Annotated in this window: 19 protein-coding genes and 1 pseudogene; 7 read left to right on the forward strand and 13 right to left on the reverse strand. The window is 65.2% G+C overall.

All coding sequences use genetic code 11. From position 1 onward, the window contains the following. Both ACIOTN_RS06800 and ACIOTN_RS06805 read right to left on the reverse strand, forming a co-directional pair. Nucleotides 1–185, reverse strand: a pseudogene (locus ACIOTN_RS06800) (acyl-CoA desaturase); the annotation flags it as partial. A 146-nt stretch (nt 186–331) separates the two neighbouring features. Then, nucleotides 332–568: a hypothetical protein gene (locus tag ACIOTN_RS06805; protein WP_105658704.1), complete on the reverse strand. Its 237-nt coding sequence runs from the start codon at nt 566–568 to the stop codon at nt 332–334. A 921-nt stretch (nt 569–1,489) separates the two neighbouring features. Here ACIOTN_RS06805 and ACIOTN_RS06810 point away from each other — a divergent pair. Next, nucleotides 1,490–2,518 carry an iron-containing redox enzyme family protein gene (locus ACIOTN_RS06810; RefSeq protein ID WP_402734992.1) on the forward strand — a complete coding sequence of 343 codons (1,029 nt, stop codon included), beginning with the start codon at nt 1,490–1,492 and terminating at the stop codon, nt 2,516–2,518. Then, on the forward strand, nt 2,515–2,730 hold the full coding sequence (locus ACIOTN_RS06815) for a CDGSH iron-sulfur domain-containing protein (protein ID WP_105662146.1): 216 nt from the start codon (nt 2,515–2,517) through the stop codon (nt 2,728–2,730). The genes ACIOTN_RS06810 and ACIOTN_RS06815 overlap by 4 nt, the downstream gene beginning before the upstream one ends. A 181-nt stretch (nt 2,731–2,911) precedes the next feature. Here ACIOTN_RS06815 and ACIOTN_RS06820 read toward each other — a convergent pair whose 3' ends face one another. Beyond that, nucleotides 2,912–3,286 (reverse strand): ArsR/SmtB family transcription factor, encoded by a 375-nt coding sequence (locus ACIOTN_RS06820; protein ID WP_402734993.1) that lies wholly within the window; start codon nt 3,284–3,286, stop codon nt 2,912–2,914. Nucleotides 3,287–3,429: 143 nt separating this feature from the next. Between ACIOTN_RS06820 and arsB the strand changes: the two genes are divergently transcribed. From arsB to ACIOTN_RS06835, 3 genes are read left to right on the forward strand one after another with little or no spacing between them, the layout of a single operon-like run. Beyond that, nucleotides 3,430–4,485, forward strand: coding sequence for an ACR3 family arsenite efflux transporter (gene arsB / locus ACIOTN_RS06825; RefSeq protein ID WP_402734994.1), 1,056 nt, complete (start codon nt 3,430–3,432; stop codon nt 4,483–4,485). A gap of 11 nt (nt 4,486–4,496) precedes the next feature. Continuing rightward, entirely contained in the window at nt 4,497–4,910 is a 414-nt protein-coding gene (locus ACIOTN_RS06830) for an arsenate reductase ArsC (protein WP_105658709.1), read from the forward strand. Between the two features lie 42 nt (nt 4,911–4,952). After that, nucleotides 4,953–6,380, forward strand: a complete 1,428-nt coding sequence (locus ACIOTN_RS06835; RefSeq protein WP_402734995.1) for an FAD-dependent oxidoreductase — start codon at nt 4,953–4,955, stop codon at nt 6,378–6,380. A gap of 119 nt (nt 6,381–6,499) precedes the next feature. On the opposite strand, the gene ACIOTN_RS06840 is transcribed toward ACIOTN_RS06835, so the two are convergent. From ACIOTN_RS06840 to ACIOTN_RS06855, 4 genes are read right to left on the reverse strand one after another with little or no spacing between them, the layout of a single operon-like run. Further along, a complete protein-coding gene (locus ACIOTN_RS06840) occupies nt 6,500–8,305 on the reverse strand; it encodes an ABC transporter permease subunit (RefSeq protein ID WP_402734996.1) in 1,806 nt (601 codons plus the stop codon). Beyond that, entirely contained in the window at nt 8,305–9,840 is a 1,536-nt protein-coding gene (locus ACIOTN_RS06845; protein WP_388023763.1) for an ABC transporter substrate-binding protein, read from the reverse strand. Before ACIOTN_RS06845 ends, ACIOTN_RS06840 begins: the two co-directional genes overlap by 1 nt. A 57-nt stretch (nt 9,841–9,897) precedes the next feature. Further along, nucleotides 9,898–10,572 (reverse strand): ATP-binding cassette domain-containing protein, encoded by a 675-nt coding sequence (locus ACIOTN_RS06850; RefSeq protein WP_402734997.1) that lies wholly within the window; start codon nt 10,570–10,572, stop codon nt 9,898–9,900. Beyond that, nucleotides 10,569–11,273 carry an ATP-binding cassette domain-containing protein gene (locus tag ACIOTN_RS06855; RefSeq protein WP_105662163.1) on the reverse strand — a complete coding sequence of 235 codons (705 nt, stop codon included), beginning with the start codon at nt 11,271–11,273 and terminating at the stop codon, nt 10,569–10,571. The genes ACIOTN_RS06850 and ACIOTN_RS06855 overlap by 4 nt, the downstream gene beginning before the upstream one ends. A gap of 196 nt (nt 11,274–11,469) precedes the next feature. On the opposite strand from ACIOTN_RS06855, the gene ACIOTN_RS06860 reads away from it, so the two are divergent. Further along, entirely contained in the window at nt 11,470–11,631 is a 162-nt protein-coding gene (locus ACIOTN_RS06860) for a hypothetical protein (RefSeq protein ID WP_402734998.1), read from the forward strand. 211 nt (nt 11,632–11,842) lie between these two features. Next, entirely contained in the window at nt 11,843–12,919 is a 1,077-nt protein-coding gene (gene pstS, locus ACIOTN_RS06865) for a phosphate ABC transporter substrate-binding protein PstS (protein WP_332595336.1), read from the forward strand. Between the two features lie 54 nt (nt 12,920–12,973). Here pstS and nhaA read toward each other — a convergent pair whose 3' ends face one another. From nhaA to ACIOTN_RS06895, 6 genes are all read right to left on the reverse strand, one after another. Then, nucleotides 12,974–14,251 (reverse strand): Na+/H+ antiporter NhaA, encoded by a 1,278-nt coding sequence (gene nhaA, locus ACIOTN_RS06870; protein WP_332731193.1) that lies wholly within the window; start codon nt 14,249–14,251, stop codon nt 12,974–12,976. 86 nt (nt 14,252–14,337) lie between these two features. Beyond that, nucleotides 14,338–14,499 (reverse strand): hypothetical protein, encoded by a 162-nt coding sequence (locus ACIOTN_RS06875; RefSeq protein WP_166650850.1) that lies wholly within the window; start codon nt 14,497–14,499, stop codon nt 14,338–14,340. 68 nt (nt 14,500–14,567) lie between these two features. After that, nucleotides 14,568–15,209 (reverse strand): GntR family transcriptional regulator, encoded by a 642-nt coding sequence (locus ACIOTN_RS06880; RefSeq protein ID WP_286172299.1) that lies wholly within the window; start codon nt 15,207–15,209, stop codon nt 14,568–14,570. A gap of 88 nt (nt 15,210–15,297) precedes the next feature. Continuing rightward, a complete protein-coding gene (gene tcuA, locus ACIOTN_RS06885; RefSeq protein ID WP_332595331.1) occupies nt 15,298–16,785 on the reverse strand; it encodes an FAD-dependent tricarballylate dehydrogenase TcuA in 1,488 nt (495 codons plus the stop codon). Between the two features lie 95 nt (nt 16,786–16,880). After that, a complete protein-coding gene (locus ACIOTN_RS06890; protein ID WP_332595332.1) occupies nt 16,881–17,645 on the reverse strand; it encodes a response regulator in 765 nt (254 codons plus the stop codon). Continuing rightward, on the reverse strand, nt 17,638–19,275 hold the full coding sequence (locus tag ACIOTN_RS06895; RefSeq protein ID WP_402734999.1) for an ATP-binding protein: 1,638 nt from the start codon (nt 19,273–19,275) through the stop codon (nt 17,638–17,640). Before ACIOTN_RS06895 ends, ACIOTN_RS06890 begins: the two co-directional genes overlap by 8 nt. Between the last annotated feature and the right edge of the window lie 66 nt (nt 19,276–19,341).

The raw sequence follows: 19,341 nt of genomic DNA on the forward strand, positions 1-19,341 counted from the left end.
AGGATGAAACCGGTAACGGTGCCGGCTAGCAGCACCGTCAGCACGATGCCCAACCCGAGATAGTGCCCGCGGCGGCGGCCGACCAGTCCAGCTTCGGTGACCAACTTCTTGACGTGGAAGAAACTTTGAGGATCACCGGGTTTAACGGTGGGTGCTGGAACGTCCAGCAGAGAACTGCGAGGCAAATATAATCCTTGATTGAAAGAGCTCGCTGCGTCGTGAACAATAAATTACCCGACCGAGCCTATTACCCCCATTCTACTCAGGTTCACGGCCGCTCTCGCTGTTCTTCCGCTGTCAGATTCTGCTCTTTCACATATTTCTTTGAGTTCTATCCAGCTTTGAGAGCCAGTGACGCTGCGATGCGTGTGAGCGCTTCCTCGTTGCCGATCTGCAGCAGCTCAGCGATCATCGCGACCATTGCTTCACCTAGCCGTGCAAGGATCGCCACGGCTTGCGTGTTGCCTCCTTCCAGCTCGGAGGCGATGATCAGGAAGGCTTCTCGGTCTTGGCGGACCAGTGATGTCAGTAGTGCGATACCTAGTGCTGCTTCAGGGCTGTTGCCCATGAGATATTCCCATCGATGAAGATAAATTCGGATGTTTCTTCCGTACACGCGGCGCAACGTCGGCAGCATCTTGAGCCTAGCAGGGTATTGAGGGAGCAGCTTCTCGTTATACAGCGCCTGCCAAGCGCCCAGCGCTGGAGCCCGAATAATCGATCGCAGTAGGGCCCATGGAGCAACTGTAGTAACTCTGTGAAACTTCCAGTGCCTCTGAAGTGCCCGGGCCCACTGCTTCAAAGCTGTGATATTAGTGGCTTAGGGGCATGACTCTCCTTGATTAGCGAGCACGGACCTGACGACCAGTGCGGCCCTGAAAGTTCGTTATTAGAAAGTGCGAGCGAGTGATTGATGCCAAGTAATTGGTCCCTTGCTGGAGTAGCAGACGGGCCTACTCGATACTAAAGTGGCAACGCGACAGCCCTAGGGAACCTGTTTTTCATCTTGGGGAAATGAACGAGTCGACACCTAGCAGTTGGGTGTGGATATGGAGCAAAAGATTCTGGACCGGGTTTGTTGTCAGAGGTGCGAGCAACTTCTGGGCGCCAGTATTGTCGGCAGTTTTACACGGCATGACCTGCTTACTTGCCAGATTGAATGTGCCAATAAGAGTGGGCGGCGACAGGTGCTCCCTGACGACTCCGGTAAGTTCTGCCTCTAATCGGTTGCCATCATGATCCCAACCCAATCCCGGTCGCAGCTCCCACTGGCTATGGAAAAGCTGGGACAAGACATCATGTCGAGATTGGCCGGCCGACAGCCCTATGTTCCTCAGGGATAAGGTGCTGTCGAGAACATAGCTGGGGAGCACGATCAGGGGCTACCTTGGCTTTTCCTCCCAATGGTGGTTATATCCCGGGGATGCTGGCACGATCATCCTACTGCCACTATTGCTGACCGTGCGATCAGCGTGAACGAAGGAGCATCATGCATCTGCCCGTACCCCGCGGAGACCTGTCCCAAGCGCTGAACAATGCGTTGCTGTGCAACCCCTCGGAGGAATACGCGGCCTATCTGGCAACGGTCGCAAGAGATCGGTTGGCTGCGGCTTCGGATGTGCTGGATGACGGGGACCTGCAGCTGAGCCTTTTCGTGCTCTACGAACTGCACTATCGGGGATTCGAAGAAGTCGATGACCGCTGGGAATGGGACCCCGGGCTCATTTCGCTTCGGGCCCGGATCGAGGAGGGTTTCGAGCAAGCGCTGCGCGAGGCGGCAGGCCCGATTCCAAGCGTGGAACCCAGCTCCGCGAAGGTGGCCCAAGCCCTGTTCGAGCTCGCAGCTGATGATGCTGGACCGTCGGTCTCGAAATTCATCCAGCGCAAGGCCACTGCCGGCCAAGCACGCGAATTCCTGATACTGAAGTCGATTTACCAGCTCAAGGAAGCTGATCCGCATACTTGGGCGATTCCGAAACTCGAGGGCCGGGCAAAAGCCGCCATGGTGGAGATCCAGGCTGATGAATACGGAAATGGGCAGCTGCCGCGAATGCATAGCGAGCTGTTCAGACAGACCATGAAGGGCCTGGGGTTGCGTGATGATTTCGGCGCGTACGTGGACCGCATTCCGGCGGTGACGCTGGCGGCAGTGAACATGATTTCGCTCTTCGGCATGCACCGGCGCCTGCGGGGAGCCATCACTGGCCACCTGGCACTGTACGAGATGACTTCCTCAATACCCCAGGCGGCTTATGCCCGCGGGTTCCGGCGCCTGGGATATGAATCCCCGGTGACCGATTACTTCGATGAGCATGTGGAAGCTGATGCGGTCCATGAGCAAATCGCCGGCCGCGACCTGGCGGGCGGACTGGCTGAAGACGAACCGGATCTGGTGCCCGACATACTCTTCGGAGCCCAAGCCGCGGCAGCTGTTGACGCGTTGGCCGGCGCAAAGTACCTGGACGCGTGGGAAGCTGGCAGATCAGCACTGCATGCCGGAGCGGGGGCAGTGGTATGAGCGAGGGGCGCAGCGCTTCGGAAGCCGCCATGATTACCGTTTGCCCGCAGGGCCCCTTGCTGCTCAGGGGAGATTTTGAAATCGTGGATGCCGAGGGGCAATCCATCGAGGCCCGGAAAGGGCCCGTCGCGCTATGCCGCTGCGGGGGCTCTGCCATCAAGCCTTTTTGCGATGGCACGCACAAGCTCATGAAGTTCGAGCGCCCGAAGTAGGGCACTGGATCCTGAAATGGGCTATTGCGCATCTGGTCCGCAGCGGGCTCTTGCGCATCCGGGACCTGCAGCGTTTGATGCCGTTCGCCGAGCTGCCTGCGCGGACGCGGGAATGCGGCTAGTTGGTGGATCCCGGGTGGCGCGATCCCAGCCGCCTGGAATGCAGTTGCGGCAAGCCTGTCTAGGGCTTGGCCGTCAAGCTGGCGCCTAGGGATTCCAAAGCGCCAGGGACGACGGAGTAGTACGCCCACACCCCGCGCTTTTCGCGGTGCAGGATTCCGGCCTCCACCAGGATTTTCAGGTGGTGCGATACCGTCGGCTGCTTGAGGCCCAATGGTTCGGGCAGGTCGCAGACGCACGTCTCGGCCGATTCGCTGCCGGAGACGATGGATAGGATGCGCAGGCGGTTGGGATCGCCCAGGGCCTTGAAGCGCAGCGCCAACGCTTCGGCCTGCCCAGCATTGAGGATTGCCTCGCCTTGGGATGGCGTGCAGCAGGCGTCGGCTGCCGGTGCTGGGGAAGTTCCTCCGGCAGGATTCACGGTGGCTGTGCTCACGGACCTTGGCTCTTTTCTTGGCTGGCGCCAGAGATTGACAAACGTCGATATGTTTCATCATACTCAAAACATCGACAATCGTCGATGCCTATTCTTGGAGTGATGAATCAGTGGCACCCGCGCCTGCGCTAGACACTGCCCCCGTGGCGGCAAAACTTTCCTTCCTGGACCGCTACCTGGCCCTGTGGATCCTGCTGGCCATGGGCGTCGGCTTGGGTCTGGGCCGCATCTTCCCTCAGCTGGGCGAGCTGCTGGACCGCTTCACCGTGGCCGGGGTCTCGGTACCCATCGCCATCGGCCTGCTGGTCATGATGTATCCGGTGCTGGCCAAGGTCCGCTACAACGAAACCGGCCGCGTGCTGGCCGACAAGAAGCTGATGATCACCTCGCTGGCGATCAATTGGGTCTTGGCCCCGGCGTTCATGTTCGTCCTGGCCTGGGTATTCCTGGCAGACCTGCCCGAATACCGCACCGGCCTGATCATTGTGGGCCTGGCCCGCTGCATCGCCATGGTGTTCATCTGGAATGATCTGGCCTGCGGGGACCGGGAAGCGGCCGCGGTGCTGGTGGCCATCAACTCGGTCTTCCAGGTCATCGCCTTCGGTGCCCTGGGCTGGTTCTACCTGCAGCTGCTGCCATCGTGGCTGGGGCTGGAAACCACCAGCGCCGAGTTCTCCATTGCCGCCATCACCGCCTCGGTCCTGGTCTTCCTGGGCATTCCGCTGGTGGCCGGCTACCTGACCCGCACCCTGGGCGAAAAGGCCAAGGGCCGCGACTGGTACGAGAGAAAATTCCTGCCGAAAATCGGGCCGTGGGCACTGTACGGGCTGCTGTTCACCATCGTGCTGCTCTTCGCATTGCAGGGCGATAACATCATCTCCAAGCCCCTGGATGTGCTGCGCATGGCGATTCCGCTGCTGATCTACTTCGTGGTGGTCTTCGGCGCCGGAATGCTCATCGGCCACTGGCTGAAGCTGGGCTACCCGCGCACCACCACCTTGGCGTTCACTGCCGCCGGCAACAACTTCGAGCTGGCCATCGCGGTAGCCATCGCCACCTTCGGTGCCACCAGCGGCCAGGCCCTGGCCGGCGTGGTCGGTCCGCTGATCGAGGTGCCGATCCTGGTTGCCTTGGTCTACGTGGCCCTGTGGTCCCGGAAATTCTTCCCAGCTGTAAGCACTTCCACTACTTCTTCCTAAGGACAACACCCATGACTGCTGCCGAAAAGCCTTCGGTTCTCTTTGTCTGCGTGCACAACGCAGGGCGTTCCCAGATGGCCGCGGCCTTCCTCTCCCACCTCTCCGGAGGGCGCATCGAGGTCCGCTCGGCCGGTTCCGCCCCAGCCGACTCGGTCAACCCGGCCGCCGTGGAAGCCATGAAAGAAGTCGGCATCGACATGTCCTTGGAAATCCCCAAGGTGCTGACCACCCAAGCCGTGAAGGACTCCGATGTGGTGATCACCATGGGCTGCGGAGATGCCTGCCCATTCTTCCCGGGCAAGCGCTATGAAGATTGGAAGCTGGAAGACCCCGCAGGGCAGGGCATTGACGGTGTGCGGCCAATCCGTGATGAAATCCGTGCCCGGATTGAGAACCTCATCGCCGACCTGCTGCCAGCCAGCTAGGCGCAGACCGTCTCCAGAATTCCAGCAGCCAAGGAGAAACCCATGCAGGAGAACCTTCCAGTCATCGTCATCGGCGCCGGCCCCATCGGCCTTGCCACCGCCGCCCACCTGCGCGAACGAGGGCAGGAAGTGCTTGTCCTGGAAGCTGGGGACAGCGCAGGCGCCGCAATAGCCCAGTGGTCCCACATCAAGCTCTTCTCCCCATGGCGCTTCAATATCGATGCGGCCTCCCGCCGGCTGCTGGAAACCCCCAGCGAGGGATACGCCGGAGGCTGGGAAGCACCGCGGATCACCAAGCTTCCCACCGGCGCGGAGTTGGTCAGCGAATATCTCCAACCGCTGGCCGCCCACCCCCAACTGTCACCGCGCATCCGCTACGGCCACCGCGTGGCGAAAATCAGCCGCGTGCTGGCCGACGGCCGCGGTGCCGACAAGGCACGCACCGCGCACCGCGATGAAGCCCCGTTCCTGGTGCGCACCGAAACTCCTGGCGGCCCGGTGGATCTTCTCGGCCGTGCCGTGGTTGATGCCAGTGGCACCTGGAACCAGCCAAGCCCGGTAGGCCGGGCCGGAATCCAGGCCATCGGCGAAGCGCAGGCGCGCGAGCGCGGCTTCCTCATCTGCGGGCTGCCTGATCCGCTGGGCGCCGATGAGCAGGAGCTCGCGGGCAAGAAATTGCTGGTGCTTGGCGCCGGGCATTCGGCGGCGAATACCGTCATTGCCCTGGGCCGGTTGCAGAAGAAGTTCCCGGACACCCGGATCCTCTGGGGCCTGCGCGGGGCGGCCAACCCGATCCGGCTCTACGGTGGCGGAGCTGCTGACCAGCTTCCAGCCCGGGGCCAGCTGGGCACGTCGCTGCGCCGGCTGGTGGAGAACGGCAACGTGGAACTGCTGGAAAATGTCTCCGTCGCTTCGATGAGCGCGGGGGAGCGGCTGTCCGTATCGTTGGCTGACGGACGGGAGCTGGGCGTCGACCGCATCATCGCGGCCACCGGTTTCCGCCCGGATCTGCAGATGCTCTCCGAACTGCGCCTGGACCTGGATGAATGCGTTGAAGCCCCGCGCCAGCTCGGGCCATTGATCGACCCGGAATTCCACAGCTGCGGAACGGTCAGTGCACATGGCGAAAAGCAGTTGGCGCACCCGGAAAAGAACTTCTACATCGTTGGAATGAAGAGCTATGGACGGGCTCCGACGTTCCTGATGGCTACCGGCTACGAGCAGGTGCGCTCCATTGCCGCTGGCTTGTCCGGCGATGCCGACGGGGCGGGCCGGGTTGAACTGGATCTGCCGGAAACCGGGGTCTGCTCCACGGATCTGGGCGGTTCCTGCGATGCCCCCGCGGCCAGCGACACCGCCTGCGGAACCGAGCCCGCCGAAGCTGCCAGCTGCTGCACCTCGCCGCAGCCGGTGAGCCTGGGATTGGCCACGGGAACACTGCACGGCAACAGCGAAGTGGCCGCCCAGTAAGCCAGCTTGGGCAAGGGGCGATCGCCACGGAAACTCGATGGAGCCAAGGGGCAACGCGGCATAAGTCGCGCTGCCCCTTGGCTCCATTTTTCCCTCCAGGCCCGGGATAGGACCGCGTATCAGCTCACAGGGACCGGTGTGTTCCTGGCCGCCGGATCCTGCTGGGCTGCCGTGCCTCGGGTACCGGCACGCTGCGGGGCCGGCATTCCGGCGAGCGCCACCGCGCACACGGAAGTGAGCACCAGTGCGGTAGCCGGGGCGATGGCAGTCCACGGAGCCCGCTCGACATAGCCGATGCCTTCGGCCAGCAGCAGGCCCCACTCCGGGGTGGGCGGCTGCGCCCCGAGCCCGAGGAATCCGAGGGCAGCCAAAGCCAGTGCCACCCCGGGCAGCCGCAGCATCCCGTGCCTCAGCAAGGCCGGAAGCACCGCGGGCAGCAGATGCTGGACCCAGATCCGGCCGCGCGGCACCCCGGAGAGCGGAAGCCAGCGGATATGCGGCATGGCCCGGGCTTCGTCGAGCAGCGAGGCAGCATGCGTGGCCAGCGGAGGCCAGCTTACCCAGAGCACGGCCAGCGCCGCACCGCCGACCGAGGGGCCCAGCAGGGCCGCGATGACCACCCCGGCCAGAATCGGCGGAGTCGCGTTGGCGATTACCGCCGGCCCGCGCGAGATCTCGCCTGCTGCCGCTAGCAGCAGGCCGATCAGGATTGCGCAGGCCACGATTCCCAGCGCCGGGCCTACCGTGCCCAAGGTTCCGTGGGCCACGCGGGCCAGCAGATCCCGTCCGCTGGAATCGGCGCCGAATGGCAAACCGGCCCCCGGGGCTTGCAGCCTTTGGAAGGCGAGGGTGTAGGGGTCGCGCGGCAGGCCGAAAGCCAGAATGGCCAGCAGTGCGGTGCAGGTGATCGCCGCCGTCCAGCGCTGGATCCTGCCGTTGCCGCGCGCCTCGGGCGGGGCTGGCAGCGATCCTGCGGGCAGGGTGCCGCCGCGCAGCGCGCGCCGGGCCGCTGCGGTGAGCATTCCGATCAGCAGCGCCGATCCCGCCATCAGCAGCAGCCCGGCCTGCAGGGCGGGAATATCCTGCGCATTGGCCGCCCCGAGCAGATAGCGGCCAAGTCCGGGCACCGCGAAGACCTGCTCTACGGCCACGGCGCCGCCGAGCAAGCCGATGAACACCAAGCCGAGCTGGTCGATGACCGCCGCGGCGGCCCGGCGCAGCACCCCGGAGAGGATGGCAGGGGCCGGAGCCCCGGCCAGGTGCCAGATCCCGGCCCAGCGTTCGGCGGCCACCGAGGCGATGGCATCGGCCAGCAGCCGGCCCAGCAATCCGCCGGCCGGGATGCCCAGGGCCAGCGCGGGCAGGATCGCGGTGTCCAACCCGGTCCACCCGTAGGGCGGAAGCCATTGCAGCTGCACCGCCACCAGTACCAGCAGCAAGCTGGCCAGCAGGAATTCGGGCAAGGCGGTCAGTGCCACGCCCAGCGGCCCGGATCCTGAATGCTGCCGGTTGCGCAGCACGCGCAGCGCGGCGGGCAGCACCAGGGCGAAGGCCACGGCGAGCGCGATGATGGTGGCGAAGGCGGTGAGCGTGGCGGAGACCGACAGGGCCCGCCAGGCGCCGGGAGCGATTTCTGCCCCGCTGACCCAGGAGCTGCCCAGATCCCCGTGCAGCACCCCGGACCACCAGTGCAGGCTGGTGGCCAGCGGGCCCTGGTCCAGGCCCAGCTGCGCGCGCACGGAGGCCAACGCCTGCTCGGTGGGTTCCAGTTCGGCATAGCGTGCGCGCAGCACCGCGGCGGCCGGGTCCGTGCGCGAAAGCCAGGGCAGCGCGCCGGCTACCAGCAGCAGGGCCAGCGCGCTGAGCAGGCAGGACGCGAAGGACGGCCAGGAGAGGCGCCGCGCCTTCAGGGCGAACCACTTCATCAGCGTTGCGGCTCCTGATCGCTGTCCAGTCGGGTCTGCGCAGTGATCAGCTCGCGTTCGCGCGGATCCTGCGCGGCATCGCGCACGGCGGGACCCTCGCCCTGGATCACGCGTTCGTGCAGCAGCGCGATGGCCGCGTCGGTGCCCAGGATCCGGGCTTCGGCCAGCATGATCTGCTGCTGGCGCTGTTCCCCGGCTTCGGTTTCCGAGGCCCGGGCGATGGCCTGGTCCACGTCCTTGTCGCAGAGCTGGGCGATGGCGAAGCCGCCTTCGCAGGTGAAGTCGGAGGCGAAGTACGCAACCGGGTCCCCGGAATCAAGCACGGTGGCGCGCGAGAGGATGAAGGCATCGAAAGCGCCGTCCAGTGCGTCGGCCTCGATGTACTGGTATTCGCGCACATCCTGCTTCACGATGAATCCGGCCGCTTCCAGCTGCTGCTCCAGGATCACCGCGACTTCTGGCAGTTCGGCGCGGTCGGTGAAGGTGCCCAGGGTGATTTCCACGTCCTTGACCTTGGCTGGTTCGGCACGCTGGGCCAGCAGCTGCCGGTATTCTCCAGAATCGCGCAGCCCGGCGGCGTAGGGCAGGGCCGGGCCGAGCAGGCCCTCGGCTATATCGGCGCGGTTCTCGTACACCGATTCCACGATGGCCGCCCGGTCGATGGCTTCGCGGGCCGCGGCGCGCACCGCCGGGTCGGCGAACGGGCCCTTTTCGGTGTTCAGGTACAGCGTGTTGGTGCGCGGCATCGGTACTTCGGTGAGCAGCTCCTGGTCCACCGTGGCGGCCTGCCCGGCGGGGATGGCCTCGATGACATCTGCTTCCGAGGTGCGCAGCGCGGCGGCGCGGGCGGTGCCATCGGGCACGAACTTCACGTCGATGCCCGAGGCTGCGGCCTTTTCGCCCCAGTAGCCCTCGTACCGGTCCAGGGTGGCCCCGGAAATCCCGTCTACGTCCACGATCTGGAAGGGGCCGGTGCCGTGGCCGGCCGGATCCACCCCGTTGGCGGTGTAGGCTTCGGCGGCGAAGATGGCCAGCTGCGGGCTGGAGAGCCGCTGGGGCAGCAGCGGGTCGGGATCCGCGGTGGTGATCCGCAGTCCGTGCTCCCCGCGCACCGCGACCTTCAATGCGGTTCCGTTCAGGATGCGCGGCACCGGGGTCGAGTCGATGGCCCGCTGCAAGGAGTTCGCCACCGTTTGGGCGGTCAGCGGCTGGCCGTTGTGGAAGCTGACGCCTTCGCGGATCTCGAAGTCCCAGGCAAGCTCGCCGCTGCGTTCCCAGCTGGTAGCCAATGCCGGCTGGGCGTCCCCGGACGCGTCGAGATTGACCAGGGTTTCGGCGGTGGACCAGCGCGAGAGCTTGAACGCGTCGTCGCTGAGCGGGCTGAGCCCGGAGCGGGGCGGCTGCATGTGGGCTACGGAGATGCGGTCGGTGCTTCCGGCCTGCTCGGCGGCCGCGGAGAAGCAGCCGCTGAGGGCAAGTGCCCCGGCCAGCGGGATGGTGAGCAAAGCCAGGGTCTTGGGGCGGGGTCGATTCATGGGTGCGAGGTCCTTGGGGATGGGTGATCCGTGATGGGTGATCAGCTGGTGGGCGGGTTATCGGGACGGTGGGCGGATGGCGATGGTGCGCGAGCATTGCGCGGCCAGCTGCGGGTCATGGGTGATCAGCAGCAAGGCAATGCCCGAGTTGGCGGCGGTGGAGAGCAGCTGGCCGGCGACTGCCTGGGCGGTGTCCGGATCCAGGGCGCTGGTCGGCTCGTCCGCCACCAGCACCGAGGGGTTCACTGCCACGGCGCGGGCCAGCGCGGCCCGCTGCAACTGTCCTCCGGAGAGCTGGTGCGGGCGCCGATCCAGCAGTGCCGTGTCGAATTGCGCCAGCTCGGCAGCCCGGTCGATGCCCGTTCCGGGGCCGGCTGGGGGACCCAGCCGGTGGATGGCCTGCTGCAGCGAGGTGCGGATGCTCCAGCGCGGCACGAAGGCGGCGGCAGGATCCTGGGGCACGCCCTGGACCAGCCGGCGGCGTGCTGGCGCGTGGCTGCGCTTCGGTGCGCTCCAGTGCTGGCCCAGCACGCGGATTTCTCCGGAGTCCGGCAGTTCCAGGCCCAGCACGATGTCGGCCAGGGTGGATTTGCCGGCGCCGGATGGCCCGGTGACGGCCACCGATTCGCCCGGAGCCAGCGTGAAGCCAAGGGGCTCCAGGACCAGTCGGCGGGCTGCGCCGTGCCCGCGCAGTGCGCTGAGCGCGGATACTTCCAATGCGGGGATGCTCAAGCCGGTACCCGTTCCAGCCGGGGCGCGCGGGTGCTGGCGATCTTCCCGGAGTCCAGGACCAGGTGCCGGGTGGCCAGCGCCTGGGCAACTGCCGCGTCGTGGGTGACCAGCACCAGGGCCTGTTGCTGGCCCAGCAGGGTGCCCAGCAGTTCCAGGATGAGGTCCCGGGCGGTGTGGTCCAGGGCGCTGGTCGGTTCATCGGCAAGGATCACCGGGGCCTGGCTGAGCACGGCCAGGGCTATGGCGGCGCGCTGTGCTTGCCCTCCGGAGAGTTCTGCGGGACGTCGTGCGAGCAGTTGCGGATCGCCCAGCCCGGCGTCTTGCAGGATGCCGCGGACTTGCTGCGCGCTGGCGCCGGTGGCCTTGCGCAGTTGCCGTCCCAGCGGCAGCAGCGGATGCAGGGCGTCCTGGCCGCGCTGCGGGATGTAGCCGATGCGCGTTGATCCGGGAGTGCGGGTTCCGGTGAATTCCAGTCCGGGTGCCCAGTTCCCGGTGATCATCGACAGCAGCAGCGACTTGCCAGCACCCGACGGGCCGGTGATGACCACGCGCTCGCCGGGAAGAAGCATGAACTCCTCGACGTCGAGCAGCGGGCTGGCGGCGCCGGGCAGTCCCAGGCGCGCGTTACGCAGGCACAAGGCCGGGCTGGGCGGCAGTGGGGCGCGGGGCTGGCGGGCGAGCCCGGGCTCTTCAAGAGTCATAATGAGAATCATTATCACTTAAGTTTTCTCGGCAGCGCAAATCAGCCTGCGGAATCGGCAAGGCGGCCGTGGCGGGCCGCGGCTGCTGGCCAAGCTGGGTGAATTCGCCTAATTTTTCGTGGCCGTACCGAACCTCGGCGCTTGTGCATACCGTGGAATCAGGGTGCGGCAGCAAACTGAGCAAGAGGAGAAAGCGATGATGGAGTCGTTATGGCAGGCGAAGCGTTCTTCCGGTGGAGCCGACCAATTCCAGCCGGGCGCAACCCATGACGCCATCGTCGTGTGCCCTGGGCTCACCGGGTCCGCTACGCAGGACCTCGCTGCCATTGACTCGAGGACTGGCACCGGAGGGGACTAGGTGTCTGGAAAAGCAATTCGACGCCCACGGCGCCCGCCGAGTATTCATCGGCTGTAACCAAGGAATGATTTCGGAAAGTGCAGGGATGATGATTCACTGGAATTTCAAGTACACCCGCCGTTCACCTTGGACCCCAGGAGAAGTTTTGCGAACCACCGGACCTGCCCGGCCACCTCTGCCTCGAACCGCCGCTTTCACCGCGATTGCCAGCATGGGCCTGGTCCTGCTGCTTTCGGGCTGCGGGTCGGACTACCCGCTGGGAGAAGAGCAGCGCAAGGCCGCTGAATCGAATAGCTCTAGCCTCCAAGGCACGCTGACCGGCGGCGGATCCACCGCGCAGAATTCCGCCATGAATGCCTGGACCACCGAATTCTCCACCATGCACCCCCAGGTCCAGGTGCAGTACGCCTCGGTGGGCTCCGGCGCCGGACGCGCCGGGCTCCTGGCAGGCGGCACCGAATTCGCCGGATCCGACGCTTACCTGAAGGAAGAGGAAGTCCAGCGCTCCATCGAGACCTGCGGCCCGCAGGGCGCGATCAATATCCCGGCGTATATTTCCCCGATCAGCATCGCCTTCAACCTGCCGGGCATCAAGGAATTGAACATGGATGCCCCAACGATCGCCAGGATCTTCTCCGGTGAGATCCGCTCCTGGCAGGACCCGGCCATCGCCCAGCTGAACCCGCAGGTGCAGCTGCCCGACCTGCCGATCACCGGGGTGGCGCGCGCCGACGATTCTGGCACGACCGAGAACTTCACCGAGTACCTGCATGCGGTAGCTCCCGAAGCCTGGCCGCACGAGCCGGATGGCGGCTGGCCGGACGCCACCGGCTTGGAGAAGGCCCAGGGCAATGCCGGTGTGGTGACCACCGTGACCCGCGCCGTGGGCGCGGTTACCTATGCCGATGACTCCCTGGTGGATAAGTCGCTGGGCAAGGTGAAGCTGAAGGTCGGCGAGGAATTCGTGGCAGTCAGCGGGGAATCAGCGGCCAAGGCAGTGGCCGAATCGGAACGGGTCCACGGTCGCGGTGAGCACGATATCGCCCTGGAGCTGGACCGCAAGACCACCGCCGCCGGCGCGTACCCGATGGTGCTGGTCTCCTACCTGCTGTTCTGCAGCGGCTACGAGGATCCGCAGACCGTGGAACTGGCCAAGACCTTCGGCCAGTACGTCGTCAGCGACCAGGGGCAGAAGACAGCGTCCGACTCGGCCAAGAGCGCACCGATGCCGCAGCAGCTGGCCGAAGATGCCCGCGAAGCCATCGATTCGATCACCGCGCGTTCCTGATTCGGGCGAACAGCCCTGCTGCATCCATCCGCAGGAAGGATGCAGCAGGGCTAGCTATGCAGCAGTCTTGGCCGCCGCGCGGTACGCGCGATTTCGCGACCCGAGCAGCGCCGCGCCGATGACCGCGGCCAGCAGCGAACCGCACAGCACCCCGACCTTCACGTACTGCGCTTCCTCGCCGCCCTGGCCGAAGGCCAGCTCGCCGACCAGCAGGGAGACGGTGAAGCCGATGCCTGCCACGAAGGACAGCCCCAGCACATCAGGCCATTTGATGCTGCCATCCAGCTTGATTCCCGGAAGCCTGGTGACCAGGAAGGTGGCGGCGGTGATGCCCATCGACTTGCCCAGCACCAGGCCGGCAATGATGCCCAGTGCCACCGGGCTGGCCAGCGCTTCGCCCAGTCCGGACAGGCCGCCGACCGGAACACCGGCAGCGAAGAAGGCGAACACCGGAATGGCGATGATGGATGAGGGAATGGACCACCGGTCCGCGAAGTGGGCGGCCAGGCCTTCGTGGATCACTTCGCCCTGCTCGGTGCTCCCGGTGCGCACATGCGCCCGCTGGGTGGCAATCACCGGAACCATGAAGCCCAGCAGCACGCCGGCCACCGTGGCGTGGATTCCCGAGGCATGCACCAATGCCCAGACGGTGGCGCCGAGCGGGATCAGGACCCACCAGGCGCGGACCCCGCGCTGCACTGCCAGCGCGAATGCCGCCAGTGGCAGCAGCGCGAGGAGCAGCGGCAGCCAGGCCAGGTCATCGGTGTAGAAAATGGCGATGATGGAAATGGCCAGCAGGTCATCGACCACCGCCAGCGTGAGCAGGAAGGTGCGCAGGGCAGGGGGCAGGAACTTGCCCACCACTGCGATCACGGCGATCGCGAAGGCGATATCAGTGGCTGCGGGGATTGCCCAGCCGTTGATGGCGGAGCTTCCCGATGCGGAGATGACAAGGACGTAGAACAGTGCCGGCAGCGCGACGCCGCCTACGGCTGCGGCCACCGGAACGATCGCCGTGCGCGGATTGCGCAATTTGCCGACAACGAATTCTTCCTTGAGTTCCAAGCCGACAACGAAGAAGAAGATGGCGAGCAGGCCGTCAGCGGCCCAGGCTCCGACCGAGAGATTCAAGTGCAGGGACTCGGGGCCGAAACGGAAGTCGCGCAACCCCTCGTACCATGGGGCTGCAGGGGAATTGGCCAGGACCAAGGCGGCGAGGGTGGCGCAGAGCAGCAGCAGCCCGCCCATCGAGTCCTGCTTGAGGGTTTGGCGGATTCCACGCCACAGGGCGTGGGGTGCTTGGCGGGATACGCCAGTTGAGGGGTATGGCAAAGTAACGGGTCTTTCTGGGATCCGGGAAAAGGGCACGAGGGCGCGCGGAATCCACAGGAGAAAAACCAGGAATCGGGACCGCGCAACTAATGGCGCGGTGGCGGGCAGCCGGCGATCTCGCCGTGGGCGTTGGTTCCCCAGGAACTCAACCACCCATTGGTGCCGCTGGCTAGCTTGGTCAGCAGTTTTCCCTTGGGGAAAACGGCAGCGAGAAGCCGCTGCGCATGCGTTGAGACAACCAGAGCCATGCTTCCAGTCTACAGACCAGCGATGCATTGGCCTAACCCGTGACGGCCCGGCTGCCGTGGGCCCGACGCTAATGCATCAGGCTGGCGAACATCTTCAAGCGCACCGCCTTGGCGGTGGCCATGTGCGCCTGGATGAGTCCGCTGGCCTTGGCGCTGTCGCGCTCGCGGATGTTCTCCACGATGCGCTGGTGCTCCTCCAGCGCTTCGGTCCACCGCGAGCCAACCGAGAGCGTGGATGTAGGGGCATGGATCTGGTGGGTGGCCAGGCGCTCCAGCAGATCCTCCAGCACCGGGTTGTGCGCGGCGCGCCAGAGCGCGCGGTGGAACTCGATGTTGGTGGCCAAGCGGGTGGCGTCATCTGGTTCGGACAGTGCGCGGTCCCGGTCAACCAGGGCCTGCAGACGCATGAGGTCCACTTCGGTGCGCACCGAGGCGGCTTCCTGGGCGGCCTGGCCCTCGAGCAGGATGCGCAGGTCGTAGACCTGCATGATCTGCTCGGGGTCGATTTCCTTGACGAAAAGACCGCGGGCGCGGCGTTCCAGCAACCCTTCATGAAGCAGGCGGGTCAGGGCTTCGCGCACCGGGGTGCGGGAAACTCCAAAGCGTTCTGCCAGGGCGACCTCGCGCAGGGCATCCCCGGGCTGGAATGCGCCTTGCAGCAAGTCGTCCTTGAGCTGGGCATGGATTGAATCCGAATCGAGCTTGGCCATGATCCCCATTCTCGTCTAAGGCTGGATGGCGGGTAAAACCATTGTTCCGCCAGTACAGGCGTACTGGCGGAACAATGGGATTTAGTACTTAGGCAAGGTTACCGGCACGCCGGCCGAAGACCACACCGGCAGCCAGGCCGGAACCGCCCGGGTAGTTGGCCGAGAACAGGCCGCCGAGCATTTCGCCGCAGACGTACAGGCCTTGGATGATCTCGCCGTTCTCGTCCAGCACCTGGCCGTCGGTGTTGCCCTTCAGGCCACCGAAGGTGAAGGTGATGCCGCAGGTGACCGGGTAGGCGTAGAACGGGCCGGTCTCAAGCGGGTTGGCCCAGTTGCTCTTAGGCGGAGTTACCTTCGCGGCGCGTCCATCGAGCACGTTCGGGTCGTAGGCGATGGAGGTGTCGATGGAAGCATTGAATTCCGAGACGGTCTTGGATAGCGCCGCTGGATCCACGCCGATCTTCTGCGCCAATTCCTCAACGGTGTCGGCGATGACCTCGGAGATCTCCGGCATCTCGTACTCTTCGGCGCGCAGCATCGGACGCAGCGAAGCGTCGAAGACCTGGTAGGCGATGGAGTCCGGCTGCTGCAGGATCACCTTGCCGTACTTGGCGTAGGTCAGGTTGCGGAAGTCCGCGCCTTCATCCAGGAAGCGCTCGCCGCGGTTGTTCACGATGATCCCCAACGGGTAGGACTGGCGGGTCAGGCGGTTGGTCAGCTCGCGGTTGGATTCGTTCTTCGGGGTCAGCGCGTCCCATTGGACCGAGTGGCAGGTGCTCCAGTCCCCGCCCTTGGCGGCGCCGATTTCCAGGCCGGCGGCCAGCATCTCGCCATTGTTGAATGGGGTGCCGCGGACCTTGGCGTTCTGCCAGCCTTCGCCCAGGTGCTCCTGACGCCATTGCGGGCTGGATTCGAAGCCGCCAGCGCCGAGGATGACCGACTCGGCGCGCAGTTCCTGCTCTTCGCCGTTGGCGCGGACCTTGACGCCCACCACCTTGCCCTCTTCCACGATCAGGCCGTAGACGTCCTGCTCGAAACGGACTTCGGTGCCCAGCTTCTGGGCTACTTCCAGGTGGTCCTTCATCAGGCCTTCGCCGCCGTCGACGTTGCCCACGTGCAGGCCGCCCCAGAACAGGTAGCCGCCCTCGGGGGTCTTGTAGGTCTGGCGTTCGTACATCAGGCGGTACTTCAGGCCCAGGGATTTGAGCCAGCGCAGGCCGGGAGCTGCTTCCTTGACCAGGACCTCGGTCATTTCCTTGTCGTTGCGGCCCTCGGTCACCTTGGCGATGTCGCCGGCGTAGTCGGCCTCGGAGTAGGGCGGAACTTCGGAGAGCGGGTGGCGCTCATCGAATTCGACCAGGTCCTGCAGGTCTTCCAGGCCGTTGTGCGCGATGCGGGTTGCACCTGCGGTGTAGTAGCTGTTGCCACCGAACTGGTCACGGGGTGCCTTCTCCAGGAGCAGTACCTTGCGGCCGCGGGTCACTGCCGCGTGCGCTGCGGTGAAGGCAGCGTTGCCGCCGCCGACCACGATGACGTCTGCGACGTTGGCAGCGGTTTCCTGAGCATGGGTTGTCATGGGATGACCTTTCGGAAATGAAGACGTGGGAAAACGTGGATCCGAAATTAGTGTATACACTAATGTGCATTAAAAGCCAGTGGAGTGCAGGAAATTCAGCTGACCCACGAATACCGGTGCTCGGGACGGCCTGCCGAACCGTAGCGCGGACGCAGCTGGGCCTTGCCCGCCGTGACCAGGAAGTCCAGGTAACGCCGGGCGCTGACCCGGGAGATCCCGCAAATTTCGGCAACCTCCAAGGAAGACAGGGTGCCATCCGGATGGCCCGGTGCGCTGCGCAAGGCTTCTCCGACCAGTGCCATGGTGGGCGCGGTGAAGCCCTTGGGCAATCGTTCGGTCTGGGCGCCGGTGACGGCCCCGGGTGCCAGTTCGAGGACTTCGGGGATCCTGGCATCCCCTCGTCCACTGGCGGCCTGGAGCAGCTGGTCGATCTCGGCCTGGCCCAGCTCGTCGATCTGCTCCTCTGGCTGCGCCACCGCTCCGGGCTGCTCCGAAACGCGCTGGGCATAGAGCGCCAGACGCTGCTTGAACTCGTCCACGGTGAAGGGCTTGACCAGGTAATCCTCGACGCCGTGGCCCACTGCTTGGCGCACCGCATCGCGTTCATTGTTGGCGGTAATCATGATGACATGCGCGTCGGACCCAGCTGCGCGCAGCTGGGCCAAGACTTCCAGCCCGGTCAGATCCGGCAGGTGCACATCGAGCAAGACCAGATCCACCTGCCCGGATTGCACAAAGGGAACCACGCCGGAACCGCGCTCCAGCACGCCGACCACTTCAAAATGCTCCATGCCCTGCAGGTAGCGGCGATGCAGCCCGGCCACTGCGAAGTCGTCATCGACCACGAGTGTCTTAATCATTGAAGTAATCTCCTTGCGCGGGAACGGGAATGCTCTGCTTAACCATAGGTCGCTTCGACGGAGGCCAGGCGACGATGACCTCGGCTCCGCCCAGATCACTGGACCCGAACTTCAGCACGCCACCGCGCCGGGTCCGGATGCGGTCAACCAGGGCCAAGCCGATGCCCCGTCCGTGGACTGCTCCCGGCGCCCCGGTTTTGCTGCTGTAGCCAAGCTGCACCAGGCGGGCCGCGTCGCCTTCCTTGATGCCCGGGCCGGAATCGCTGACCGCGATGCGCATGCCGGTGGGCCCGGCGTTCAAGTGCAATGACACCACGCCGCCATCGCCGGCAGCCTCGATGGCGTTGGCCAGCAGGTTCGAGGCGACGGTGATGGCATCGTCGTCAATTACGGTTCCGGGCACCACTGCGGAGAACGGGTGCAGTTCCAGCCGGACCCCGGCTTCGCTGGCCACGGCCTGCTTGGCAACGAATAGCGCTGACAGGGTGGGGTCGCCCAGGTGCGTTTCCGGATGCTCGCCGCGAGCGCCGGAGAAACGCTGGATATGCTCCTTGGCTTCTTCGTATTCGCCGATGGACATCAGCCCCGAGAGCAGGTGCAAGCGGTTGGTGAATTCGTGGGCCTGGGCGCGCAGCGTATCGGCCAAGGACCTCTGGCCGCGCAACTCGCGCAAGGTCTCTTCCAGCTCGGTATGGTCGGTCAAGGTCAGGGTGCGTCCATAGTGCTTGGGTCCCAGCATCGCCTCGCGGCGGGTGGCAATCAGCACACGCTCTCCGGAAAGCACGTTCTGCACCGATTCGGCCTCGGGGGAGTCGCTGCGCAGCAGGTCCACCAGGCTCTGGTCCAGGACCTCTTCGGCTTGCTGGCCCACAGTGTCTTCGGGAAGATCCAGCAGCCGGCGCGCTTCTCCGTTGACCAAGGTGAGCCGGCCATTGCCATCCACGCCCAGTACGCCATCGCTGACTCCGTAGAGCACCGCCTGCTGCGCCTGCTTCAGCGAATCCACCTCGTCAGGATCAACCCGGTAGATCCTGCGGATGGCCCGTTCGACCAGCGCGGCCGCGAGGCTGCCGATGGCCACGGCCAGGATAATCCACGGTGCGAACGCCCAGACGATATCAACCAGGCTGGCGCGCACCTTGCTTTGCAGGATGCCCACGGAGATGGTGCCAACGATCTTCCCCTCATCGAAGACCGGTTGCTTCACCCGCAGGGTGACGCCGAGGGGGCCTTCCTCCACGCCCCTGAAGGTTTCGCCGTTGCGGATGGATTCATGATCCGAGGAAACCGGCTGGCCGATGGACCCGGGATCGGGGTGGGCCACGCGGATGCCGTTCAAATCGGCAATGGTCACATAGTCCACTCCGGATGCCGATTCGGCCAGGTGGGCCAGCGGGGCGACGACTTCGGCTGCGTTTCCGGGATCTTTTGCCAGCGCGTGGCCAATCGGGGCCAGCTGGGCCGTTTCCTCGGCCACCAGGGCGACGCGGCTGAAAGCGCTGTCCTCCACCCGGTTGATCTCGAAGCGCATCACGATCACCGAAACTGCCAGCAGCGTGATCAGCACGATGGCTAATTGCAGGAACAGGATGCGAACGCGGAAGCGCTGGCTGTTCTTTATCCATTGCATGGTGGACCCGCTTGCTCCCGTTGTTTTTATTTTCTTAATTGCCCGTTATGACCAGAACCGCATTCC

Source organism: Glutamicibacter sp. NPDC087661 (genome assembly GCF_044743275.1).
In the GTDB taxonomy this organism is placed as follows: domain Bacteria; phylum Actinomycetota; class Actinomycetes; order Actinomycetales; family Micrococcaceae; genus Glutamicibacter.